The sequence below is a fragment of the Maritalea sp. genome (assembly GCF_047634455.1).
Lineage (GTDB): Bacteria > Pseudomonadota > Alphaproteobacteria > Rhizobiales > Devosiaceae > Maritalea.
Window position 1 is genome coordinate 1 of record NZ_JBLIAI010000033.1, and the last position, 22,386, is coordinate 22,386.

Genomic DNA, 22,386 nt, shown 5'->3' on the forward strand with positions numbered 1-22,386 from the left:
CCAACAAATGGCACCATATGGTGTTCGCAATGGGAGAAAAACGGTATGTCACGGACAAAAATGATATCGTCATAGCCGCCGACTTCGTCAAAAGTTCGGCTCAATATTTTTTGTGCGTCCTGACGGTAGCCTTCGTATAGCTCTTCATAAGCCTTCACGACACGCTTTGGCGTGTCCAAAAGCCCTTCGCGTTCAGGGTTGTCGCCAGCCCATGCGATAAGAGTTTTAACCGCAGCTTCTGCCTCTGCGCGCGATGGACGCTTTATGTCGTTTTCAACAACATTGGCAGGCTTTAGTGGTTTGGCGGTCGCATCCATGATCATCTCCTGATGGCGTCGACCTTTAATATTCACGCAGCGGCTGAACGGTTTACAGTTTCGAACGCCTCATCGAAATTACCGGGCACTGGTGTTTCTCACTTCTCGCCCTATATAAGGTATTGGTGTAACAATAAACAAGAGTGAACCCATTATTGTGATGGCAAGGTGATGAGCATCAACCAAATCTACAGTGACCGAATCCTAGAACTGGCCGGTAATTTGCCGCAATTGACACCGTTGAGCGCACCCGATGCTAGTGCGCGCCGTGTGTCGCGAATATGTGGCTCCACCATTGATGTTGAGCTCAGGATTGAGCGTGGCATTGTTGTTGAATATGCGCATGACGTGAATGCATGTGCGCTGGGGCAAACATCAGCTTCGGTGATGGCTCAGCATATTGTTGGTTCAACTTTGGATGAGTTACGGGCGGTGCGAACACAAATGATCGCGATGCTGAAGGCCGACGGTGCAGCGCCATCGGGTAAGTGGGAGGACCTTAAATATCTGGAGCCTGTGCGCGAATACAAACCCCGCCACACCTCGACTTTGCTGGTTTTTGAGGCGGTTGTTGATGCGATTGATTCTTATGAATTGATGCAAAATGAGCGTGTCGGCTGATGCTAAGTTTAATCGGCCGAGTTATCGACTTTCCGTTTCGCTGGACAGCGGTGGGGCTGATCCTGATCTATCGGTATAGTTTGTCCGCTTTTATGGGGCGCACGTGCCGACATGCGCCGACCTGTTCAGAATTTACCATGGACGCCATAAAACAGTATGGATTTTGGTCTGGTGGTTGGATGGGCGCGGCGCGCGTTTACCGTTGTCGACCCAATGGCAGTGACGGATTTGACCCAGTTCCCAAAAAATTACCCTCAAATGGTCGGTGGTATGCGCCTTGGCGATTTGGGCGCTGGAAATAATTTCAAAACATGTTAAAGCAACTTTTCTGACCGATCACGGTGCAATCGTGCTTTCGTGGCGATTTTTAAAGAAAATGGAGAAAGATCATGGTCAATGTGTCGTTTCCTGATGGTGCTGTTCGAGAATATCCTCGGGGTACCACCGGCACCACCATCGTAAACTCCATTTCCAAATCGCTGGCGAAAAAAACAGTTGCGATGCGGGTGGAAGGCGAAATTGTTGATTTGTCACAACCGTTTGAGCAAGATGGCACAATTGAATTTGTTTTACGCGATGACGATGCTGCGCTTGAATTGATCCGTCACGACTGCGCGCACGTTTTGGCGGAAGCGGTGCAAGAATTGTGGCCTGACACGCAAGTCACCATTGGCCCATCAATTGAAAATGGCTTTTATTACGATTTTGCGCGTGAGGACCATTTCACAGAGCAAGACTTTGTCGTCATTGAGAAAAAGATGGCTGAGATCATTGCGCGTGGTGCAGAATTCACCAGAGAAGTTTGGGATCGTGAAGAAGCAAAACGTGTCTTCAAAGCCAAAGGCGAAGAGTATAAAGTTGAGCTGATCGATGCGATCGCCGCTGGTGAAGATGTCAAAATCTACAAGCAAGGCCAATGGATGGATGTTTGTCGTGGACCGCACATGCGTACCACCAAAGACATTGGCACAGCCTTCAAGCTGACCAAAGTTGCGGGTGCTTATTGGCGTGGTGACAGCAACAATAAAATGCTGTCGCGCATTTATGGCACCGCCTGGGCAAATCAGAAGCAGCTTGATGCCTATCTTCATATGATTGAGGAGGCTGAAAAGCGCGACCACCGTAAGCTTGGTAAAGAGTTGGACCTGTTCCATTTACAAGAAGAAGCGCAAGGGTCCGTCTTTTGGCATCCAAAAGGCTTCACCATCTATAATCAGATGGAGCAATATATCCGGCGCAAGGTCGCAAATTCTGGCTATGGGGAGGTGAAAACCCCCCAATTGATGGACAGCAAGCTTTGGGAGCAATCCGGCCACTGGTCAAAGTTCCGCGAAGACATGTTTGTTGTGCCAGACATTGAGTTTTCGTCTGATTCCGAGCATTTGGAAATTGAACAAGACGCAAAATTGTTGGCGCTGAAGCCGATGAACTGTCCGGCCCATATTCAAATCTTCAATCAGGGTATCAAGTCATATCGTGATCTTCCTTTGCGTTATGCCGAGTTTGGCTGTTGTCACCGTAATGAAGCACATGGCGCTTTGCACGGTTTGATGCGCGTGCGCCAAATGACGCAAGATGATGGTCATATTTTCTGTCGCGAAGATCAAGTGACCTCGGAAACCGAAGCGTTCTGTGCATTGCTTGATTCTGTTTATGAAGATATGGGCTTTACTGAGGTCAAAATCTTGTTGGCAACACGGCCTGAAATGCGGGCTGGGTCTGACGAGGTTTGGGACCAAGCAGAAAAAGGCTTGGGCGATGCATTGCGTGCAACTGGTCGCGACTTCGAAATAGCGGAAGGTGATGGCGCATTTTACGGACCAAAACTTGAGTTCCATTTGAAAGACGCGATTGGTCGCTCTTGGCAGTGTGGTACTTTGCAGTTGGATTTTGTGCTTCCTGAGCGCTTGGGTGCGTCTTACATTGCGGAAGATAGCTCGCGACAAATACCTGTGATGTTGCACCGGGCAGTGCTTGGTACGCTTGAACGGTTCATTGGTATTTTGATTGAAAACCATGCGGGTCGTTTGCCGATGTGGCTTGCGCCAACCCAAGCCGTGGTCGCGACCATTGTGTCGAGCGTTGACCCTGCTGCATTGGGCGTTGTTGAGAAGTTAAAAGCTGCGGGCATTCGAGTTGAAACCGATTTTCGTAATGAAAAGATCAACTACAAAGTGCGCGAGCATTCAACAAACAAAGTGCCAGCAATTCTGGTGCTTGGTGAGCGTGAAGCGAATGAAGGAACCGTTTCCGTGCGTCGCTTGGGATCACAGGGTCAAAAGGTGATGTCCGTTGACGAGGCAATAGCTATGTTGGCCGCAGAGGGAACCCCTCCCGACCTTCGCTAGCAATTTTGACGATTTAAAGAACAGCGCCCCATTTTTGGATTTGTCCTTAGAATTGGCGCTGTTTTTCTTTTTTTCGCACATTTTCACGAGCCGTCGCAAAATTGCGAATAAATCATTTCCCAAACCGGATTATTGTTCGTCGGCCAATAGTTCAATTTCACGCGGCAGTCCGGGCAAAACTTCGAATTCACGATTGAACACGCGGTTGCCAAGTTTGCCGATGAGAACATAAGTACCCTGTTCCAAAACAGTTTGCGGGAATGCATTATTCTCTTGAAAAAGCGTCTCACCTTCTGGGTTTTTGATGAGCCACGACGTGTCGGCAATGGCTTCGCCGCCGGGTTCGGATACCAGTTTAAATGTCACCACCGCTGCTTTGTGGTAAAGAGTTGCTGACGTCAATTGTCCGGGTTCAACACGCAAGTCGGCTTTTGCGGTGGCGTTGACATCGCCGAAGTGGGACACGACACTATAAACACCTGAGTTCAAGTAGAGCAGTTTCCCTGGGGAGACCGCTTGGGCAACAATTTTTTTGCCGCCTGTTGGGCTGTCTGCATAAACTGTGAAACGCAGCCAACGACGCGGAATAGGCACATCGCCTGTAATGGCCGCGTTCAGTTCCAATCCGCCCGCGTCAAGAATGACCTCAAGTTGATTGGGGCCATTTTCCACAGTTATGGTGTTAGATGCTTGCGCCCGGCCATAAGCAGCATGCGCAATATATTGACCCGCTGGCAGACTGAAATTCGCCGAAGAATCGGCTGAGCGCGCGATCAAGTCCAGTTCGCCATCTTCGTTGGGCGTGATGGAGTAAATTCGCCATTCCAGACCATCTGGAATAAATGGACCATCTTCCGTCACGCGCGCGCTTATGCTCACAGGTTGCGGCGGGCCATCGGACTTTGGCACAACAACAATATCCTGTTCCATTGGCTCGGCGATCGTGCCAGGTATGTTGGTCTCAAGAATCTCATTCGACTCTGAAGGGACTAATTCTTCAAGGTTTTGCGGTCTAATTGGCGGCGCCGGTGCTTCCTCGTTTGCGAATGAAGGCGCAACCAAAGACATCACCAATATGCTTGCTGCAAGCCAGTTCCATTTGTTCATAGTCGTCGCGCTTACCGTTTTGGTCTCGAATGGTCGCATCATATGCACTGGCACCAAACAATTTGTGAAGCTTTTGGATTAAGTTTGCGGCCAAGCTATGGCATAAACAAGCCAATATTTCAAAATCAGATGGGGAACAGAAACACAATATGAATAGAAAAAAAGCGATGATTGCGTATTTGAAGTCACGTCGTTCTGTGACATTGCCTTTTTTGGAAGGCCCCGGTCCAGATACAGCTGAGCTCAGCGAACTTTTGGAGATTGCCACGCGGGTGCCCGATCATGGAAAACTGACGCCTTGGCGTCTGGTGGTCATTGCAGGCGATCAACGTGCGATAGCAGGCGACAAGCTTGCGGCTTTGACCAAATTACGGGACCCTCAAGTTTCTGATGAGATGCTGGATGTGGAACGAAATCGGTTTTTGCCAGCACCTTTGACCATTGGCGTAATCTCAGCTGCGCAAATTCATGCGAAAGTGCCGGTGATTGAGCAGCAACTTTCGGCAGCTTGTGTGTGTTTTAACCTGGTGCACGGCGCCCACGCGCTCGGATTTGCAGCGCAATGGGTGACGCGCTGGTTCGCTTTTGACCAAGAAGCTGCCGCCATTTTTGGTGCCAAACCAGGCGAGTTCTTTGCAGGATTTGTCCATATCGGCACGCCGACAATTGTGCCACCGGAACGTGAGCGCCCCAACGTCAATGATGTTGTGGAATATTGGCAGGGTTAATGATTGCTTAACGGCATTCATGTTTTGTTAACACGTCGTCATTTTTGAGTTTGCCATATCATGCCCAGCGTGAAGCCTGTTCAAGTGCCAAACCAACTTACTCAAGCTCTGACCAGAGCGGGGGACAAGAATGGTGTGGATTTCGACTATCTGTTAAAAACTGCCATGCGGGAAAGTGCACTCGATCCTTCGGCCAAGGCCAAGACATCAAGCGCTGTTGGCTTGTTTCAATTCATCGAAAGCACGTGGCTGGAGGTGCTCAAAGAGGAGGGCCCCAAGCTGGGCTATGGCTCAATTGCGGATAAAATTTCGCGTACGAGCGATGGATATGATGTTGAGGATGGGAAGGTCAAAGCGGGCATACTGGCGCTTCGTGAGAACCCGGAAATGTCAGCCGACCTTGCTGCGGCGTTTACGCGCCGGAACGGCGCATATTTGCAGGACAAGTTTGGTCGGATGCCATCGCCCGGCGAGTTGTATATCGCGCATTTTATGGGCGCGAGGGGCGCTGAGAAGTTTTTCAATTTAGGACTTACCAGCCCCAACGCCAATGCAGTTGAACGGTTTCCGGCCCAGGCGCGCGCAAATGAGGCGATCTTTTACGACAAAGGCAAACCACGTTCCATTAAACAGGTTTATCAGGTGCTTGTGGCCAAGCATCGGGCCTTAAATATTGAGGCGACGGGGAGCCAAACAGCTGCATTTGCGGCACAGCAGATGGCAACGTCCAACCAAGGCCCATTCTCCGTCGCGCAAACCCAAGACCCGGTTTCGCCCTTTGCCGCACTTTATCGTTCCGCCCCAGCAACGGGCCTACCCGGGCGGTTCAGCGGTGGCATGCAGGACGTGCAGCAACCGAGCGAAGTAACTTTGTCTGAGGCGGAAACCGATGCGCGCCGTCAGAATTTCTTTGCTCGCTTTTATTCGAAGTAGTCCGCCACCCATTATGGTGAACGCTTCATTAAGTCTTCACGGGTAGTCTTCCAAGTAACCGCTTGATCGGTATGTTGTTTAAAGGCGTCGGCGTGCTTGGATTTCACGAATATCATACATTGTCACAGTCCGCTCATAGCGAGCAACGTGGGCAGGCTGCAAGAATTGCAGCGCGCGCATATCTGGAACATATGGGGCCAACGGACGAACAAGCTGCGCTTTATGCGGCTGTTCTTAGTTTTTTGGACGACAGTTCGGTTAAAGTTCGAGCAGCGCTGGCCTATGAGTTGCTGCGATCTCCTAACGCGCCGCGCCCTGTTATGTTCGCACTTGCCCAAGACGAGCCGATAATTGCGGCAGCTGTTGTTCAGTTCTCTCCAGTATTGCTCGACAGCGATCTTGTGGCCTTGGCCCGCAAGGGCACAGACAAGATTGCAGAGGCGATCCTGGCACGACCCCACATTGGGCAAAGGGTTTGTCACATTCTGGTTCAGGAGCAGTCCAGAACTGTCGACGAGATGCTGTTGCAGCGGCACGATATCGCGCTACCATATGATATGCTGATCGAGTTGGCAGATCGTTGGTGCGATGACGCGCCAATGCGTGGAACTTTGTTGAATCGTCCAGATTTACCGATCGCTGCACGGTTTTTGCTGACCGAGCGCATCGTAGATGCTTTGTTGGGCGCGCGCATTGTGCGGGGCAGTATCCAAAAAAAGCGGCTAAACCGGCTCATGCGCGATCAACTGGATAAAGCAACAACAGGTTTGGTTGCTGGTGATAGCACTCAAGAACATTTTCGCTATCTTGACGCTCTTTATCAGTCTGACAGGCTGACGCCGCGCTTGCTCATCAATTCTGTCGTCAATGGCCGCTTGCGTTTTTATGTGACAGCGCTTGCCATGCTTGCCGAGCTGCCCGCCAACAAAACCGAGGGCATTTTGCGCGCCGGCACACGACGTGCGCTGCATGCCTTGTTCACACGTTGTGGCTTTGAGCCCTCGTTACGCAACTTGATGGCGCGGCTTACGATTTTGGCAAGGGACGCCTATTTGGAAACCGATGTCGCTGCGCGGCATTTTGTGGTTTCCCAACTTATTGGCGTGCTAATTGACGATCATGACGGCGACATACCGGACAGTTTGGACAGTGTTTTTGCCTATTTGAACGAGCAAAATGTCAGTCTGGCCCGTGAAGCCGCGCGCGGTGTAATGGCAAGTTTTTGTGATGAGGCAGACCACAGTGCCAGCATCCATATTTCGCACCTGCGCGATGAGCGGTTGGCGTTACCGGCGGCTTAATAGTCGAACTGTTCGTTCAACACGCGCTCATCAAGACTATGCCCGGGATCGAACAGCAATGTGACCGCATGGCTGCGCGATTCGCTAACGCTGACTTGTGCGACATCTGTAATCTCTTTGCTATCTGCAACCGCGTTAACGGGGCGTTTTTCGATTTCGCGAATGCGGAAAGTGACTTCAGCCCGATTGGATAATATTGCACCGCGCCATCGTCTGGGACGAAATGGTGAAATTGGTGTGAGCGCCAGAAGCGGCGCATCAATGGGCAAAATTGGGCCATGTGCGGACAGATTGTAGGCTGTGGAGCCAGCGGGCGTTGACACCAGTACGCCGTCGCATATCAATTCATCAAGCCGTGGTTTGTTGTCTATGAGGATCTCGATTTTGGCGGCTTGGTATGAGGTGCGCAAAAGCGAGACTTCGTTCAGCGCAAGGGCTGTGTGTTGATTGCCAGCCTTATCGGTTGCTGTCATGCGCAACGGGTGGATGACAGTTGGTTCAGCGCTCGCCAGTCGTTCGGGGAGGTTGTCAGCGTCATAATCATTCATCAAGAAGCCGATAGAGCCAAAATTCATACCGTAAACTGGTATGCTCAGGCCCATGACTTTGTGTAAAGTTTCAAGCATCAGCCCGTCACCACCCAAAGCAACAATCACTTGGGCCGTATCAAATGGGCAATTACCGTATCTGGTGCACAAAATGTCACGTGCTTCCTCTGATTCTGGTGAACCAGAGGACACAAACGTGATTTTGTCTGTTGGAAATTTCGACACGGCGTGCTCCAAATTTGTCATATATGAGAGTGATGTGCACCGTGCCATAGCGCAACCTGAATCGGAAAGCCCCAATTTTGACAATTGGTTGTAAGTTTTGATCCAGATGGGTTGCATTTTTCAACATTTTTGAAAGATGTGCTTGCGCCGCATCAAAGGATTATGTATCAAGCGCGCGTTGCCGGTTTAGCTCAGTTGGTAGAGCATCTGATTTGTAATCAGAGGGTCGGGAGTTCAAGTCTCTCAACCGGCACCAGTTTCCCCCTATATATCAATGCTCTATGGCGCTTCTTACAACCTGATAAGAAGACATTTGTCACGATCTGCTGACCGGTTGTCAAACTTGCTCACCATTCAGCCCTATCTGGCCTCTCAATTGTTGTGGGTTCGCATAGTTGGCGTTGGGTCAATTGCCCGTGATGCGCCGCACAAATTTGTCTAATGTTTGGCTCTGGTTAATAGGTGGCGGTGTAACCTTTTACTCAATTAGGAGTACGTGACCCCCGTGAGTATGGTCATTTTGATTTATGTTTCTGTATTGTTGCTGGGCTGCCTTTTGGGTGGCGGGGCGGTTTATTATGCGCGCAAGCACATTGTGGGCCGCAGGCAATTTCTGAAGAAAATTAAGAAACTAAATATCGACCTGCGCAAAACGCGCGCCGAAAATGCGATCATGGAACTGATCGTCAATAACGCGAATGACGGCTTGCTTATTCAAGATATCGATGGACACATTGAATGGTCCAACCCAGCTTATTCCAGAATGACAGGCTATTCTGCGGATGAGATTAGAGGGTTGAAACCGCAAGAGTTTGTTTTGCCGAAAGAAGCGCGCCAAACTCAGCAAGAAATAGACGAATTTCGATATGACATTTCGTCCGGTGTATTAGAATATTTTGAGTGCATTCAAAATAGGCGGAAGAACGGCGAACTGTTTTGGAACCAGTTAAGTTTTGCCGTTGCTAAGTTTAACGAGGAGGATGACCCCAAAGTCATCATCATCGCCCGCGAGGTCACCGAACAAAGGGAACATGAAGACGAACTTAAGCGCTCAGAAATGCGCAACAAGGAGCTCGCCGAATTTGATTCTCTGACCGGTTTGCCCAACCGGATGAAGCTTTCCAGGCATCTCGAGCTCGTTGTGGACAGTGCTATGGCCAACGGGATCACAGCGGGCCTGTTGCACATTGATTTGGACCAGTTCAAAAGGATTAATGACACGCTAGGGCACGCCGTTGGGGACCAAGTATTGCTGCATGCGGCCAACGAAATGACCCGCATTGTTGCTGATTCTGGTATGGTTGGTCGGTTTGGCGGCGATGAGTTCTTAGTTGTGTTTGAAGAAACATTGGGGTTTGATCCACTAAAGAAAATCGCAGCGAAAATATTGGCAGCATTGGAAAAGCCATTTGTAACCGGTGACCATGTGGTGCAATTTGGGTGTAGCATCGGCATTGCGATATCTGGCGATCATGCCAAAAATGCAACGGACTTGATCAAACATGCCGATGTTGCGCTTTACGAAGTGAAACGCAGTGGTCGTCATAATTTTTCCTGCTTTAACAAGGTTTTGGGGATGGTATATGCGCGTCGCATGGAACTATCTTCACAATTGGCCTTTGCCATCACGGACAATCAACTCGCGGTAGAACTGCAACCCCAATATGATTTGGAACTGGGGCAGGTGCATGGTTTTGAGGCGTTGATACGCTGGCATCATCCCACCTACGGAAAATTGTTACCACAGGAATTTTTGACCATTGCTGAGCAGAACGGTCTGATGTCGCGCGTTGATCATGTGGCGATGTGTGGTGCGCTGGACGCCCTGCGACAAATGCATGATGCCGGCCACAGCAATTTGCGGGTTTCGATAAATGTTTCAAACGCTTCGCTGAACAAACCGACATTTATTACCGAGCTGTGCGACGCGGTGAAGTGTCGGGGGTTGGCCAATGACCATGTTACCCTTGAGGTGTTGGAAACCAATCTGCTCGAAGGCATGGACAGTTCGAATTTGGAGACAATACGAGCGGCCTGCAATGAGGGATTTCGTGTTGAACTTGATGATTTCGGCATGGGCTATGCTGGGTTAGCCCATTTAACCCGTATTGCAACGCACGGGGTGAAAATTGATCGCTCAATGGTGCGCAATATGCTGCTTGACCCTGCGACCTTGACCATCGTGCGCACAATCATTGCCCTATGCAGCGAACTGGGCATGAGTGTTGTTGCAGAGGGGATTGAAGAAATCGAGCAAGCTGAAGAACTGCAAGCCGCCGGGTGTGCGGTTATTCAAGGATTTGGCGTTGGGCACCCAATGCCGCTGTCCCAAGCCCTAAAATGGTTGCAACGTTCTGAAGTGTCGCCAATAATTAGCAATATTTCTCCGACTTATCGCCAGTTTGACGAGTTGCGCGAGTTTTTGCTTTCTAAATAGTCTAGGGTCTGGACTGAATTGGGTTCAGACCCTAGTTTTGCGCCCGTTTGAAATTCATTTCATCATATTCTGAGTGCCAACATCATTGATGTCGCGCTCGCCACATAAGGCCATGGTTGTATCAAGTTCGCTGGACAAAATTTCCAGCGCTTTGCTGACGCCCTCCTTGCCCATCGCGCCGAGCCCATACAGATAAGGTCGACCAATATAAACGCCCTGAGCACCCATGGCGCGGGCGCGCAGAACATCAATTCCCGTGCGCACACCGCCATCCAGATGAACCTCAATGTCGCCCTGAACAGCATTCATGATGGATGGCAACATTGAAATAGTGGACGGCGCGCCATCTAGCTGACGCCCGCCATGGTTTGAGACAATCAGCGCATCTGCGCCTGTCTTGACGGCGATTTGTGCGTCTTCAGGGTCAAGAATGCCTTTTAGGATCAACGGGCCGCCCCATTGTTCTTTGATCCACTCCACGTCTTGCCACGACAGGGTTTCGTCAAACTGTTTACCCGCCCAATCGTGTAGCGACGCCAAATCCGTAACGTCTTTGATATGGCCGTAAATATTGCCGAATTGATGGTGTTTGGTTTGCAGCATTTCAAAACACCAGCTCGGGCGCGTGGCAAACTGCCAAAACGTGCTCAGGTTGATCTCTGGTGGCGCTTTGAGGCCGTTGCGCAGGTCTTTGTGCCTTTGCGCTAGGATTTGCAGGTCTAGCGTTAGCACGAGCGCTGAGCAGCCAGCAGCTTTTGCCCGTTCAATCAGGCGTTTGTTGAAATCTCGGTCCTTCATCACATAGAGCTGAAACCAAAGCGGTTTTTTGGTCGCCGCCGCAACGTCTTCAAGCGAGCAAATGCTCATCGTCGAAAGGGTATAAGGCACGCCAAACTCTTCAGCCGCTTGCGCCGCCAAAATTTCACCGTCGGCGTGGTACATGCCCGCAGAGCCTGTCGGGGCAATCGCGACGGGCATAGCCACCTCTTGCCCGATCATGGTGGACTTAAGCGAACGATTGCTCATATCCACCGCAACCCGTTGGCGCAGCTTTATGTTATTGAAATCAGCTTCATTCGCGCGGTATGTGCTTTCCGAATAAGAGCCACTATCCGCATAATCGAAAAACATTTTTGGCACGCGGCGTTGCGCGAGCTTTTTCAAATCGTTGATTTCAAGAATCTTCATAAAAGCCCTCAATTTATATGGAACCTATGAGGGGTCGACGTGAAGGGCAAGCGGTTCAGTTGCCATTCTCTGATTCAATGGATTCTGGAGAAACGAATGATGTGGCCAAAAGTCTTTGAACCATCAAGCTGATCTCATTAAAGCTTGCCGGCCACGACGCTTTGTCTTGCACATCGTACGCCGGACCCCGCCATTCTTGGTATACTCGAGCAGTTACGTCCCCAGACTTCAAAATTCGGTAGGCTGTGATTTGACCTCTTTTGGGGTCATTTCGGTAGCTGGGGCAATGAATGACAAATAAATAGCCTGATAATTGAGTGCCTGAGTTTCCTGTTTTTGGCAACTGGACGCTATCAAAAACGGCATCGTTACAGGCGCCGCCATAAACACCATAGGTTTGCTCTGCGATAATTTCAGGGGTTAGAGATTTGTCGGGCTCGGCAAGAACTGCAAAAATCTTGGACCAACTCTCAAATTTCTCGTTTTTTGGAATTAGTTCTAGCAGGAAGTGCGTTTTTTCATTCTTCCGACTAATCTCAGATAGCTCTATCGAGTTTTCGACCGAAGATACCCATGAAGGGCCGTGAAATAGCAATAGATTTCCGTATAGCATCACGTTGTGGTTTGGCGGTTCTTCAGCCTGAGCGGCGGTTGGCGAAAGCCCGAGCAATACAAAAATGGCAATTGCCTTGAAAAAATCTACCAGTCGGTGGCTGAACATAATCTTAGGGTCCGAAGTATACTTTAGAATCGCACCGATGATTTCTGTCGGTCGCGTATATGTCAATCCCGCGTTTCTGACCCAAGCGCGATATTGCAGCAAGTGCCAGCTCGAAGAAAGCGTTAGCAAATTTTTAACTTTAGTTTTCTGTATTTCGGATTTTTGAAAAAGATTAGTTGTTGGTAAAGTGCTTAAGTGTTTAATCCCAAACAGCTTTCGCTTTCGCGCGAATTTATCGACGAAGGCGTGAGTTTTCCGTTTGGAGTTGAAGATGAATTCAGATTTTGGAAGCGACAGTTTGTATGCCGACGTTAAGGTCCTTTTGATCGGCGATGACATGCGGTCGTTTTTGACTTGCGCGCGCTCGTTTGGGCGTAACGGAATAGAAGTTCATGCGGTGCCTTTCAATTGGACTGCGCCGGCACTGTCTTCAAAATATATTAATGAGGTGCATAAACTTCCCCGCATGGCACAGAGTGTCGACAATTGGGTTGAGAATGTTTGCGAACTTCAATTGGAACATGACTTTGATCTCATAATCCCTTGTGATGAGCGTGCACTTCTGCCGTTGCGGGCGGTACCCGAGGATAAAAGAAATTTTCGCCTCGCAGAGCCCGGTTCACTGGCGCTCGAGCATTTGTTTGACAAGGCAAAAACGCGAGACTTGGCCCAAAGTTTGGACATACCTGTTGCATCCGGCACGGTCGTCGACCACCATAGCAATGCGCAATTGATTGTGTCGCAGCTCGGTCTACCTTTGATGTTGAAATCGCGCATGTCATATTCGATTGAAAAACTAGAGGTCCGTGGCGAAGTTAGCACAATAACGAGCATTGAAGCGCTTGATGATGAACTAAGAAAGTTTGAAGGCGATGATAGTTTTGTCGTCGAAAGTTTCTTCCCGACTGTTGGCGAAGCGTCCGGGGTCGGCGTTTCGGTTGCTGCACGTGAAGGTGCGGTTTTAGCTGCATTTCAACATCGGCGTCTGGTAGAAAAGCCAGGTGGCGGCTCTAGTTCGGTTCGTGTGAGTGAGGCGCTTGATCCCGATATGTTGTGGGCTGTGGAGAAAATATGCAATGCGACAAAGTTGAATGGTGTCGCGATGTTTGAATTCCGCCAGTCGGCAGATAATGGAGAGTGGATATTGCTGGAAGTCAATGCCCGGCCTTGGGGGTCGATGCCATTGCCGCTGGCTTTGGATATAGATTTTCCAATGATGCTGTTGGACATTTATCTTGGTAAGCTAGGCGCTTACAATTTGCTGTATAAGCCAGAAATTGTTGGTAAAAACTTGGCGCTTTCGATTCTTCACCAGTATCGCAGTGAAGGAAGAAGTGGCTTGGGTGTCGTGTGGTTTGCATTTGTCGAAGTGCTAAAACATGCGGTAAATTGCATGCGCGGAAAAGAGGTTTCGGACAGTTTTGTGCGCGACGATTTGCGACCGGCGGTCAAAGAATTCCCCAATTTGGTAAAGCGCGGAATTGATCGCGTGGCATGGGGAAAAGATGGCGCTCCAGAACGTCGGAAATCGCTGAACAAGCAAAAAGTAGAACCCGCGCAAGTCGAGCGCACGGTTGCGAGTAAAGAACAGGATTACGCTGAGCAACGGAAAAAATCGAGCTAAGGGTAGTTTTGGGCGATGGCATTGCAAATCTGGGACAAATTTGGGTCATTGCGTTCAAAAGGTGTGTCCGCAGGTTTGGTGACTCTGCTCATTCGGGTCAGCGGCGCTGGGGTCGGGTTTTTGTCACATCTATTGTTGGCGCGATTGGTCGATCCGGTTGAATACGGGGTTTACGTTTTTGCATGGACGATTGTTGTTTTACTGGGAACCGTTAGCGCCATCGGCATGCCGGTAGCTGCAACAAAGTTTGTTGCGACTTATCAAGATCAGGAAAAGCTTGAAACGTTAAATCGATTCATGAGGTTTGCTGTTTTTGTAGGCGTTGGCGTTGCTGTACTGTTTGCCGGGTCACTGCTTTTTACTGTGACCGCATTGCCCACAACTGTACTAGAGACAATCTATCGACCTGCGCTTTTCGTGGGCGCTTTTTGCGTACCCCTGTTTACACTCACCGAAATTGGCAAGGGGCTCGCGCGGGGTCTGGGCCGCAACGCGGTTGCCTACGCACCAGCTTATCTCTGGCGTCCGATCTTAATTGGGGCAGGGGTGATAATTCTCTTTCTTGGTGGGTTTGATCTGATGTCCAGCAATGTGATGCTGTTCAGTTTGCTGGCATTGTTCTTGGCTCTGTTATGGCAATTTTGGTTCTTACGTCGCCATTTCGTGCAGCCAAAATTGTCGCAAATGCCAAAAGGACTGCGCAAGGCATGGCTGACCACTGCGCTGCCGTTAACAACGATGGAAGCCTATAATTTGCTGTTGGCGAATACAGACATTTTGGTACTGAAGTTTTTTGTAACACCAGATCAGTTGGCGATTTATTTCATCGCAGCGAAAATTGCCGCCTTGTTGGGTTTCGTTACATTTGCGGTGAGTGCTAGTGCTGGCAAGCCGATTGCTGCGGCTTTTGCGCGCGGCGATGGCGCGCAAGTTCAAGCTTTGATGCGTCGTTTCACGGCTATGGCGTTCTGGCCAACGTTTCTTGGTTTTGTGGGCCTGGTGGGGCTTGGGCCGGTTTTGTTGCTGCTGTTTGGCGAGGTTTATGCGGTTGCCTACATTCCACTCTTGATTCTATCGTCGGGGTTGTTGGTGCAAAGTTTTGCAGCGGTGACAAAGTTTGGGCTGGCAATGACGGGCGGACAGCGTGGGTTGAGTGTGACCCTTGTTGCCTCGCTTATTTTAAATGTCGTGCTGAACTTTGTTCTGGTGCCACAATTTGGCGTTTATGGAGCGGCAGTTGCAACTTTGCTGACCACCATTGTGTCGGTTGGTGCCATGCTGGTGTTGACCAAAAAGCGTTTGGGTTTTTGGGCAGTCGCTGGATTGTCGGTGTTGACCAAGATCAGCTAGCGCTACTTCCGCGTTGCCGCAAACAAAGCGATTGCCGCCGCATTTGAGACGTTCAGCGATTTGATCGGGCCGGGCATGTCGAGGCGCACCATCTTATCGCATAATTCGCGTGTGCGCTGTCTCAGGCCCTTACCCTCAGCACCAAGCACAATCGCAAGCTTGTCGCCATTGCCGCCCGCCTGAAGCTCCTCAGGGGCCTCAGAATCAAATCCTAAGCAGGTAAAACCCATATTTTTGAGTTCTTGGATCGCGTTGCCCAAGTTCTTCACTTCAATCATTGGTGTCCAGTCCAGAGCGCCCGAAGCGGCTTTGGCCAAAACACCCGATTCTTGCGGGCTAAACCGGGCAGGGGTGACCACCGCATCTGCGCCAAAAGCGCAGGCAGAGCGCAAAATTGCCCCCACATTGTGCGGATCAGTGATTTGGTCGAGCACCAACAATAGTTTTGCGTCTTCTAATCCGCTAAAAGACTGCCGCTCAATCGGTTTCGCGTGCAGGGCAAGGCCTTGATGCACCGCATCTTTGCCCAGCATTTCATCAAGCCGTTTTGGTGTGACGTCTTTCACCTTCACATCAATGATCACCCCTTCTTCTTCAAGACGGCGGATCGCATTTGGTGTGGCGAATAGGGAGTGTTTTACACGCGCCTCGTTGGCCAACGCAGCCTGCACCGGATGCAGCCCGTAAATATAGAATTGGCCATCCTCAATGGGATTGCGTTTTGGTTTGCGGCGGGGCTGAAATCTGGATTTATCTTTCATAATGTGCTCGGTAGCGTGAAAGCAGCGGCAGGTCCAGCACATTTGGAAAATTCGTTTGCTAAGAAAAGCGCTAGAAACCGGGACCAACATGAAAAGGTTCGCAATAACAACATATTTAGTGTTGACAGATTGCGCCGTGGTGACCATAAACCGCGCGTTAGTTTGTTTCATTTATATGAGCAAGCGAACATGACTCGGTCCCGAGTTACATTGAATAAATGTGGAGGGGTGGGTGAGTGGTTAATACCACCAGACTGTAAATCTGGCGCCTTAGGCTACACTGGTTCGAATCCAGTCCCCTCCACCATTCATGTAATATTGGCAGACCGAGCCGGATGCGGGTATAGCACAATGGTAGTGCAGCAGCCTTCCAAGCTGAATACGAGGGTTCGATTCCCTCTACCCGCTCCACCTCATTCCATAAAAAACCAAGCACAAACAACAACTTAGGTGTTAAATTGCACTGATCTATTGTGCGACTTTGCGAAACTGTGATACCTATTGTGATACCTATTGTGATACAAAAGCAGTTTTTTGGGTGGTTGTTTGGGGCGAAATCAAAAGAGCAAGGCGGATCCTGATCGATATCTGATCAACCGTTCTGGCGTTTTTCAGTACATGCGGCGGGTGCCGAATAAGCTTCGTTCGCTTGATGAACGTGGGCGATTTGTGCGTGTTTCACTCAAGACTGATGATTTGATGGTTGCGCGTGTTAAGCGCGATCAGTTTGAAGATGCCGACAACAAATTGTGGGCAGCATTAAGCTCTGGCGATTCCGTCCAATTGGCGCGGGCCGCATATGATCGAGCGCGTGGCCGCGCCGAGGGTCTTGGTTTCAAATATCAATCAGCCAGTGATTTAGCCTCAAAGGCTTCAGATGATGATCTGCTGTCGCGGCTGCAAGCATTGGAGAGCAAGCCTGCCGACAAACTCGCAGTGGACGCGATCATCGGTGCGGTTGATGCACCTAAAGTTAAGATGGGGCATTTGCTGCAAATCTATTTTGACGAAATAGCCACGGATCAAACCGCCAATAAGAGCGCTTCGCAGTTGCGCATTTGGCGCAACATCAAAACTAAGTCGGTCGCAAATTTCATAGAGCTTGTTGGCGATAAGCCGATAAGCGAAATCACGCGAGATGATGCGCTTAAGGTCTACCAGTTTTGGCAACAGCGAATTGTGCCAAAAGGAACTGCGCCAACGCATACGGCTTCATCGGGCAATCGCGTCATTGGCAATTTGCGCAAAATGCTCAATGAATATCAGGCGCAAGCGGGCATTTTTGACTATGTAAATCCGTTTGCAGGTTTAAGTTTTAGGGAAACTGATGGGCGGACACGTCCATCGTTCTCCAGCGCGTGGATCCAGACAAAGTTTTTGTGCAGTGGTGCGCTTCCAAACCTCAATAAAGAGGCGCGAGGCATTTTTCTAATGATGATCGACAGCGGAGCAAGGCCGGGTGAGATTTGTAACATCGTGCCGGAGCGGATTGTGCTGGACCATGACGTGCCGCACTTGGTGATCGCGCCGGTGTCTGCACGTGAGAACTTTGAAGGTCGGCGCGAGATAAAGACAGCGACATCGAAACGCCGCATCCCACTGGTTGGTGTTTCGCTTGCTGTCGCGCAGGCATTTCCAAATGGTTTCCCGCGCTATTTTGACAAGGAAAGTAGCTGGTCGGCTCTGGTGAATAAATATTTGGGCAACAATGGGCTCAAGGAAACAACGGGACACACGACTTATAGTCTTCGGCATAGCTTTGAAGATCGTATGAAAGAGGCGGGTGTTGATGAGGAGCTTAGAAAAATCTTGATGGGTCACTCAAACGAGCGACCAAAATATGGGCAGGGCGGGCAGTTTAAGTGGCAGCGCGATCAGTTGGCGAAGATTGTGTTGCCTTTTGATCCTTCAATCGTTGAAGTCGTTGATTAACCGATCCAAGCGTTGCTTGCCTTTGCAAGTCGGCTGCTAACTCGCGCTCAACACGCTCGAATAGCGGCAATAGTTTTTCACCTTCTTGACCGCGATTTTCGATCTCAAGGGCAAGACGATCCAGCCCTTGTTCCCAGATCTGAATGCGTTTTTGTAAAGAAGGCGCTGACATTGCTAGACACCTGCGCCGATTGTTTCAACTTCAATACAGAACCCACCTGTATGATCGGCACGAAGGTCAAATGCGCGTTGGGTGACGCGGTAGGTGCCCTTGTTGGTGATAATCACGTCGCCAACGCGGGGCGCTTTTTGCGCTTTGCCCATATCGATTTGTTGGAAGTTCTGCAGAACTTTGAAGTGGATCATCGTACAACCTCATGGATTTCGGCAACTTGTTTTTCAATCCGTTTTAGGCGTCGTTCGTTATCGATGGCCCAATCAGTGACGAGGAAAGCTAAAACTAGCGCGCAAACGGTTTTGGCGTTCATCAGGATGTCTTTCGGGGCATCAACACTCGCGTAAGTGCTTTATTCCCGTCGAAAAACAGGGCTGGTTTCATAGCGTCGTCGCACAGGCAAAACGTTACCTCTTTACCAATTGCGGATTTTGCATACTGGTGAAGGTAGTTTGGGTTAAATCCTATTTTTTTGAGTGTGCAATCTTGTGGCCAATTAACTTGAGTGGTGATTGTACATAGGCAGGGTGTGCCATCTCCATTTCGCCTTGCCCCAACCCGGACCTTGTTTTCGGCATCACATTCGAACCATCCATCAAGGGTTTTAACACCGCGTAGTTTTTCCACCATTGACAAGAAGTGCTTGCGATCAAAAGTTATGATGTGCGGGCGTTGGCTGGCGTTTGGTGTAACACTGCGGTAATCTGGAAAAATGCCGTCAATTTGTTCTGCAGCAACGCGCATGCCATTGAACTCTGTGCACAAATACTTACCGTCAAAATTCAGTGTGACGCGCGAGTTACCGCAAAGGCGCAGGGTTTGCTCAATCAGTGTTCTAGGGATGACTGGACCAGCCATAGGTTTTACGAATTTTGGCAGATCATAGGCGTAGGTCACCAATTTGTGCCCGTCCGTTGCGACTAAAGTGGCTTTTGGAAGTTCGGATAAATCCCAGTAAACACTATTTAGATAGTACCTGGTCTCTTCAAAGCTTGTAGCTTGACGCAGCGTATGGAAAAGAGGGCGAAACTGCTTTGGTTCAAAAACATGAGCAATTTTTGCAGGCTTAATCGCAAATTTTTCGAATGGTTTGATTGGCTCAACTGTTGGATGGGTGAATTCGGTTCCATCCCAACAATTGATTAGCAATAGCCCCAATTCTTCATCAAAGCTGCAGCAGGTTGTTTCGTCTCGAATTGAGTCAACCATTGACATGAGACTGATTATCTCAATTTCAAAGGATGCGTCTGTGCCCGAATGGTTCTGTACAGTTAGACATTTGGTGGTTTCGACACCGCCTTGTTGCGCGGCCAAAGACAAGTCATTTGATGTGAGACTTAGTTGAACAAGATTGTCCGTAGACCAAGGGCTTGCGAGGTGATTGAACATAGTCAAAGTGTTTTTGAGTTCGCAGGTATTAACAAAAAATTTGATCACGCCGCTTTCCTTTCAAACAGGTGCAAAATGTCGCTGGCTGGGCCAGAATATGTGTGGGTGGCGGTGAATTGTGCACGGCCACCATGGAATTGAGTTGGCTTGTTGCAACCAAGGCACAGCCTGTTCGCTTTGTGCATGGTTGTAATTTGATCCGTGGACATGGGCAGTTCCCCACCAAGCCACATCACGTCGCAATGTCGGCAACCAAACCATTGGGCGGTGTAAACAAGGTTAGCCATTTGCGGCCACCGGAAACGCGGCGAAATAAAGCGCCAGGTAGGTGTGGTAGACGTCAAGCGCTTGAACGATCAGTTCTTCGCGTGGCACCTTTGCGATGGCTTTGGGCATCGGGTCATAGTTGATCAAAATGCCGTTCGGATAGGCCACCACGTCTCGCAATTCTGTTGCGCGGGCAATCATGTCGGCGCGGTGAATTTTCTTTTCGACGTGCTTAGCGGGTCCAGCAATGCCGATTGACTCACAGAGTTTGTAAAGCATTTCAGCTTCATGGCGTTTGACGATGCCAAAGCTCATTTGGTCAATAAAGTCCTTATATGGCCCGGTCACATCGCCGGTGCTGTTTTCTGGCACGTCGTGCAACAGGCCATAGATTTTCAGCTCGGGCTCATCAATTGCCTCGGCGACAAGCATAGAGTGCTGCAACACATTATATTCGCGCGTTAGGTTGCCAGCCCATCGGTTGATGTAGCTCAGCTGACGAAAAGTTGGTTCTGGTTTGAACTCGCCAAAAGCAGGATCGTTAAAGCTCAGCGTGTCGCCATTGGCCATGTTGGCAATGAATTGTTTGTTCATGCTTTTGCTCCCGGATCGTCTTTGTGGTTCCGGAAAGCGTTCATCACATATTCGCAGACAGCACATTCGGCCAAGTCTTCGATGGTGCGTTCGCTCTGTTCAGATGCCTTTAGCAAGCGCAATTCGGTGCTGTCGTCGATGTAAACCTGAATGACTCTGCTCATGCTGAGATCCACAAAAAGATTGAATAAGGGGTGCAGGTGAAGGTGTAGACGAGGGCAGGAACGGCCAAGAGTGCCGCGCCTGCCGCCATTTCACCAAAGGGAACGCCGCCCATTAGTTGAGGCCGGTAAAGCGTGTGGCGCTGAGCACACAGGCAAAACGCGGACCAGCTGCAAAAAGGATCGCGGCGAGGTTTCGCTCGATCTGAATTTTTGTGAGACCCGATTGGTCGAGCAGGCGTTTCACCTGTATCTCGTTTGGCTTCTGCATGCCGCAAATGGCTTGGCGACCATGCTCGATGACATCGCGATCAGCCACGCTAGGTGGATCGCGCTGCTCAATTTGGTCCTGGGCATCGCTGTCGATATCCATGCCGGGATATGGCTTATCGAACGGGCTGAATGTTGAAAAAAGATTGTGCTTCATTTCGCATCTCCATGGTTGGCGATGCAATAAAGTAGCATTGAGTGCTATATTACTGTCAAGCAATTTGTAGCATTGAATGCTATATCATGCGCACATCTCGCGTTTGCTGATCGGTTGAGAGGGTGTTAAGGTGTTGCGATGTTTCATAGTTTTGTGGCTACGAGTGATGATACTTTTAAGAACACTAATGCCATTATTGGCGCTTCTACTCATTGGATGTGGCGGAGTTAATCAAACCGTTTCCCGCGAGTGCAAATTGAAATCCGCAGAGTTTGACCGCTATATTGAGAAGGCTAAAACCCTAGGCTTCATCACCTTCGATGGCAGCTGGAAGGCATATGAAGTTGAGTGGGTTGTTCTTAGCCATAGCCAGAAGGTGAACTTGGCGATTGCTATCTACTGTGATGCAGCTGATTTAAATGGACGAGCCGCGATAGCAATTTATGGCTACAATGGCGGCAAAAAACTAGCTTCTGTTGTGGATGGGCACTACTCGGACTGATCAGTCTTCTCGCAGTAGTGAATAGGCAACACGTCCAACAACGCGGATGGTGTCCCCTAAGTCGCCGTTAACCTCGATGGGTTGTTGGTGTCGTGGGTCGTTAGATTCTGGCAGAAGCCAAAGTTGATCTGCTTCGTCACGATGTAGAGTCTTGACGGTACATTCACGCATACCGTCCGGGCGTTCGCGTTCAACGATATATCGTTTGCCAGGTTTGATGTCTTCTTGCGTTTCAATCGCGTTGGTGATTACCAAAACCGTTCCTTCGGGGTAACGCTTGTTCATGGATGTGCCGCGAACCTCAACTCCGGTCAGTCCATATTTGGCATATTGAAGGTCTTGAGGGACGGCGACATTGTATCGGTCAGTGTCCTCAAGTTCGTTGCTTTCTGCCCAATTGCCCGCTTGCACATAAGCTACAACCTGCACGGGGCGCATCTGAATGAGCGGTTGGTTAGAAATTATCTCTTCTGGTCTAACTCCGAACGTCTTGGCGAGTGTTTCAAGCCTGTCGGTCGTTAGAGGGATTTGACCAGATATTAGCCTGCTCACAGTTACAGGATGCACGTCCAGTGCGTCTGCTATCTCGTCGCGCGAAACTTTTTTCTCGCGCATGAATTCCTTAATTCGATTTTTCATTTCAAATAGATAGCACGCTGCGCTACAATTGTTGTGGCGTGGGGTGCTATTTTTTTGTTGACAGAAATATAGCATCGAGTGCTACAAAATG

Annotated in this window: 24 protein-coding genes and 3 tRNA genes; 14 read left to right on the forward strand and 13 right to left on the reverse strand. The window is 49.7% G+C overall.

Annotated elements, in window-relative coordinates; translation table 11 throughout:
* Nucleotides 1-317: GTP cyclohydrolase I (locus ACJAZW_RS09585; protein ID WP_415157462.1), on the reverse strand; the 317-nt coding region annotated here is incomplete at its 3' end.
* A gap of 171 nt (nucleotides 318-488) precedes the next feature.
* Here ACJAZW_RS09585 and ACJAZW_RS09590 point away from each other — a divergent pair.
* The 3 genes from ACJAZW_RS09590 to thrS all read left to right on the forward strand — a co-directional run bounded on the left by ACJAZW_RS09590 (nucleotide 489) and on the right by thrS (nucleotide 3,286).
* Nucleotides 489-938: an iron-sulfur cluster assembly scaffold protein gene (locus ACJAZW_RS09590; RefSeq protein ID WP_415157464.1), complete on the forward strand. Its 450-nt coding sequence runs from the start codon at nucleotides 489-491 to the stop codon at nucleotides 936-938.
* On the forward strand, nucleotides 938-1,240 hold the full coding sequence (yidD, locus tag ACJAZW_RS09595; RefSeq protein WP_415157466.1) for a membrane protein insertion efficiency factor YidD: 303 nt from the start codon (nucleotides 938-940) through the stop codon (nucleotides 1,238-1,240). The genes ACJAZW_RS09590 and yidD overlap by 1 nt, the downstream gene beginning before the upstream one ends.
* Nucleotides 1,241-1,327: 87 nt before the next feature.
* Entirely contained in the window at nucleotides 1,328-3,286 is a 1,959-nt protein-coding gene (thrS, locus tag ACJAZW_RS09600; RefSeq protein WP_415157468.1) for a threonine--tRNA ligase, read from the forward strand.
* A gap of 129 nt (nucleotides 3,287-3,415) precedes the next feature.
* Here thrS and ACJAZW_RS09605 read toward each other — a convergent pair whose 3' ends face one another.
* The gene (locus ACJAZW_RS09605; protein WP_415157470.1) at nucleotides 3,416-4,435 is read right to left on the reverse strand and encodes a hypothetical protein; all 1,020 of its coding nucleotides are present in this window, start codon (nucleotides 4,433-4,435) and stop codon (nucleotides 3,416-3,418) included.
* A 107-nt stretch (nucleotides 4,436-4,542) separates the two neighbouring features.
* On the opposite strand from ACJAZW_RS09605, the gene ACJAZW_RS09610 reads away from it, so the two are divergent.
* The 3 genes from ACJAZW_RS09610 (at nucleotide 4,543) to ACJAZW_RS09620 (ending at nucleotide 7,355) form a co-directional block, all read left to right on the forward strand.
* Nucleotides 4,543-5,121, forward strand: a complete 579-nt coding sequence (locus ACJAZW_RS09610) for a nitroreductase (RefSeq protein WP_415157472.1) — start codon at nucleotides 4,543-4,545, stop codon at nucleotides 5,119-5,121.
* A gap of 60 nt (nucleotides 5,122-5,181) precedes the next feature.
* Complete coding sequence (locus ACJAZW_RS09615) at nucleotides 5,182-6,054, forward strand: transglycosylase SLT domain-containing protein (RefSeq protein WP_415157474.1); 873 nt, start codon at nucleotides 5,182-5,184, stop codon at nucleotides 6,052-6,054.
* A 71-nt stretch (nucleotides 6,055-6,125) separates the two neighbouring features.
* The gene (locus ACJAZW_RS09620) at nucleotides 6,126-7,355 is read left to right on the forward strand and encodes a DUF2336 domain-containing protein (protein ID WP_415157526.1); all 1,230 of its coding nucleotides are present in this window, start codon (nucleotides 6,126-6,128) and stop codon (nucleotides 7,353-7,355) included.
* Here ACJAZW_RS09620 and ACJAZW_RS09625 read toward each other — a convergent pair.
* The gene (locus ACJAZW_RS09625; RefSeq protein WP_415157476.1) at nucleotides 7,352-8,128 is read right to left on the reverse strand and encodes an NAD kinase; all 777 of its coding nucleotides are present in this window, start codon (nucleotides 8,126-8,128) and stop codon (nucleotides 7,352-7,354) included. The genes ACJAZW_RS09620 and ACJAZW_RS09625 overlap by 4 nt on opposite strands.
* Before the next feature lie 180 nt (nucleotides 8,129-8,308).
* Between ACJAZW_RS09625 and ACJAZW_RS09630 the strand changes: the two genes are divergently transcribed.
* Nucleotides 8,309-8,384 (forward strand) — tRNA-Thr (locus tag ACJAZW_RS09630).
* A 255-nt stretch (nucleotides 8,385-8,639) separates the two neighbouring features.
* Complete coding sequence (locus tag ACJAZW_RS09635) at nucleotides 8,640-10,565, forward strand: putative bifunctional diguanylate cyclase/phosphodiesterase (protein WP_415157528.1); 1,926 nt, start codon at nucleotides 8,640-8,642, stop codon at nucleotides 10,563-10,565.
* 54 nt (nucleotides 10,566-10,619) lie between these two features.
* Here the strand turns inward: ACJAZW_RS09635 and ACJAZW_RS09640 are convergent, their stop codons facing one another.
* Both ACJAZW_RS09640 and ACJAZW_RS09645 read right to left on the reverse strand, forming a co-directional pair.
* Complete coding sequence (locus ACJAZW_RS09640; RefSeq protein WP_415157478.1) at nucleotides 10,620-11,753, reverse strand: L-lactate dehydrogenase; 1,134 nt, start codon at nucleotides 11,751-11,753, stop codon at nucleotides 10,620-10,622.
* A gap of 55 nt (nucleotides 11,754-11,808) precedes the next feature.
* Nucleotides 11,809-12,576: a hypothetical protein gene (locus ACJAZW_RS09645; RefSeq protein ID WP_415157480.1), complete on the reverse strand. Its 768-nt coding sequence runs from the start codon at nucleotides 12,574-12,576 to the stop codon at nucleotides 11,809-11,811.
* Nucleotides 12,577-12,745: 169 nt separating this feature from the next.
* Here ACJAZW_RS09645 and ACJAZW_RS09650 point away from each other — a divergent pair, with 169 nt between their 5' ends.
* Both ACJAZW_RS09650 and ACJAZW_RS09655 read left to right on the forward strand, forming a co-directional pair.
* Nucleotides 12,746-14,098 carry a hypothetical protein gene (locus tag ACJAZW_RS09650; RefSeq protein ID WP_415157482.1) on the forward strand — a complete coding sequence of 451 codons (1,353 nt, stop codon included), beginning with the start codon at nucleotides 12,746-12,748 and terminating at the stop codon, nucleotides 14,096-14,098.
* A 15-nt stretch (nucleotides 14,099-14,113) separates the two neighbouring features.
* Nucleotides 14,114-15,448: a lipopolysaccharide biosynthesis protein gene (locus tag ACJAZW_RS09655; protein ID WP_415157484.1), complete on the forward strand. Its 1,335-nt coding sequence runs from the start codon at nucleotides 14,114-14,116 to the stop codon at nucleotides 15,446-15,448.
* Nucleotides 15,449-15,450: 2 nt separating this feature from the next.
* Here the strand turns inward: ACJAZW_RS09655 and rlmB are convergent, their stop codons facing one another.
* Entirely contained in the window at nucleotides 15,451-16,209 is a 759-nt protein-coding gene (gene rlmB / locus ACJAZW_RS09660; RefSeq protein WP_415157486.1) for a 23S rRNA (guanosine(2251)-2'-O)-methyltransferase RlmB, read from the reverse strand.
* 222 nt (nucleotides 16,210-16,431) lie between these two features.
* Between rlmB and ACJAZW_RS09665 the strand changes: the two genes are divergently transcribed.
* The 3 genes from ACJAZW_RS09665 (at nucleotide 16,432) to ACJAZW_RS09675 (ending at nucleotide 18,141) form a co-directional block, all read left to right on the forward strand.
* A tRNA-Tyr gene (locus tag ACJAZW_RS09665) sits at nucleotides 16,432-16,516 on the forward strand.
* A gap of 30 nt (nucleotides 16,517-16,546) precedes the next feature.
* Nucleotides 16,547-16,620 (forward strand) — tRNA-Gly (locus ACJAZW_RS09670).
* A gap of 135 nt (nucleotides 16,621-16,755) precedes the next feature.
* Entirely contained in the window at nucleotides 16,756-18,141 is a 1,386-nt protein-coding gene (locus ACJAZW_RS09675; RefSeq protein ID WP_415157488.1) for a DUF6538 domain-containing protein, read from the forward strand.
* A 174-nt stretch (nucleotides 18,142-18,315) separates the two neighbouring features.
* Here the strand turns inward: ACJAZW_RS09675 and ACJAZW_RS09680 are convergent, their stop codons facing one another.
* The 6 genes from ACJAZW_RS09680 to ACJAZW_RS09705 all read right to left on the reverse strand — a co-directional run bounded on the left by ACJAZW_RS09680 (nucleotide 18,316) and on the right by ACJAZW_RS09705 (nucleotide 21,154).
* Nucleotides 18,316-18,507, reverse strand: a complete 192-nt coding sequence (locus ACJAZW_RS09680; RefSeq protein ID WP_415157490.1) for a hypothetical protein — start codon at nucleotides 18,505-18,507, stop codon at nucleotides 18,316-18,318.
* Between the two features lie 121 nt (nucleotides 18,508-18,628).
* The gene (locus ACJAZW_RS09685; protein ID WP_415157492.1) at nucleotides 18,629-19,531 is read right to left on the reverse strand and encodes a hypothetical protein; all 903 of its coding nucleotides are present in this window, start codon (nucleotides 19,529-19,531) and stop codon (nucleotides 18,629-18,631) included.
* A gap of 218 nt (nucleotides 19,532-19,749) precedes the next feature.
* Entirely contained in the window at nucleotides 19,750-19,992 is a 243-nt protein-coding gene (locus tag ACJAZW_RS09690) for a hypothetical protein (protein WP_415157494.1), read from the reverse strand.
* Nucleotides 19,985-20,566: a hypothetical protein gene (locus tag ACJAZW_RS09695; protein ID WP_415157496.1), complete on the reverse strand. Its 582-nt coding sequence runs from the start codon at nucleotides 20,564-20,566 to the stop codon at nucleotides 19,985-19,987. Before ACJAZW_RS09695 ends, ACJAZW_RS09690 begins: the two co-directional genes overlap by 8 nt.
* On the reverse strand, nucleotides 20,563-20,730 hold the full coding sequence (locus ACJAZW_RS09700; RefSeq protein ID WP_415157498.1) for a hypothetical protein: 168 nt from the start codon (nucleotides 20,728-20,730) through the stop codon (nucleotides 20,563-20,565). Before ACJAZW_RS09700 ends, ACJAZW_RS09695 begins: the two co-directional genes overlap by 4 nt.
* A 112-nt stretch (nucleotides 20,731-20,842) precedes the next feature.
* Nucleotides 20,843-21,154 (reverse strand): hypothetical protein, encoded by a 312-nt coding sequence (locus tag ACJAZW_RS09705; protein ID WP_415157500.1) that lies wholly within the window; start codon nucleotides 21,152-21,154, stop codon nucleotides 20,843-20,845.
* A 187-nt stretch (nucleotides 21,155-21,341) separates the two neighbouring features.
* Between ACJAZW_RS09705 and ACJAZW_RS09710 the strand changes: the two genes are divergently transcribed.
* Nucleotides 21,342-21,656: a hypothetical protein gene (locus ACJAZW_RS09710; protein ID WP_415157502.1), complete on the forward strand. Its 315-nt coding sequence runs from the start codon at nucleotides 21,342-21,344 to the stop codon at nucleotides 21,654-21,656.
* Here ACJAZW_RS09710 and ACJAZW_RS09715 read toward each other — a convergent pair whose 3' ends face one another.
* Nucleotides 21,657-22,370 carry a LexA family protein gene (locus tag ACJAZW_RS09715; protein ID WP_415157504.1) on the reverse strand — a complete coding sequence of 238 codons (714 nt, stop codon included), beginning with the start codon at nucleotides 22,368-22,370 and terminating at the stop codon, nucleotides 21,657-21,659.
* Nucleotides 22,371-22,386: the final 16 nt, after the last annotated feature.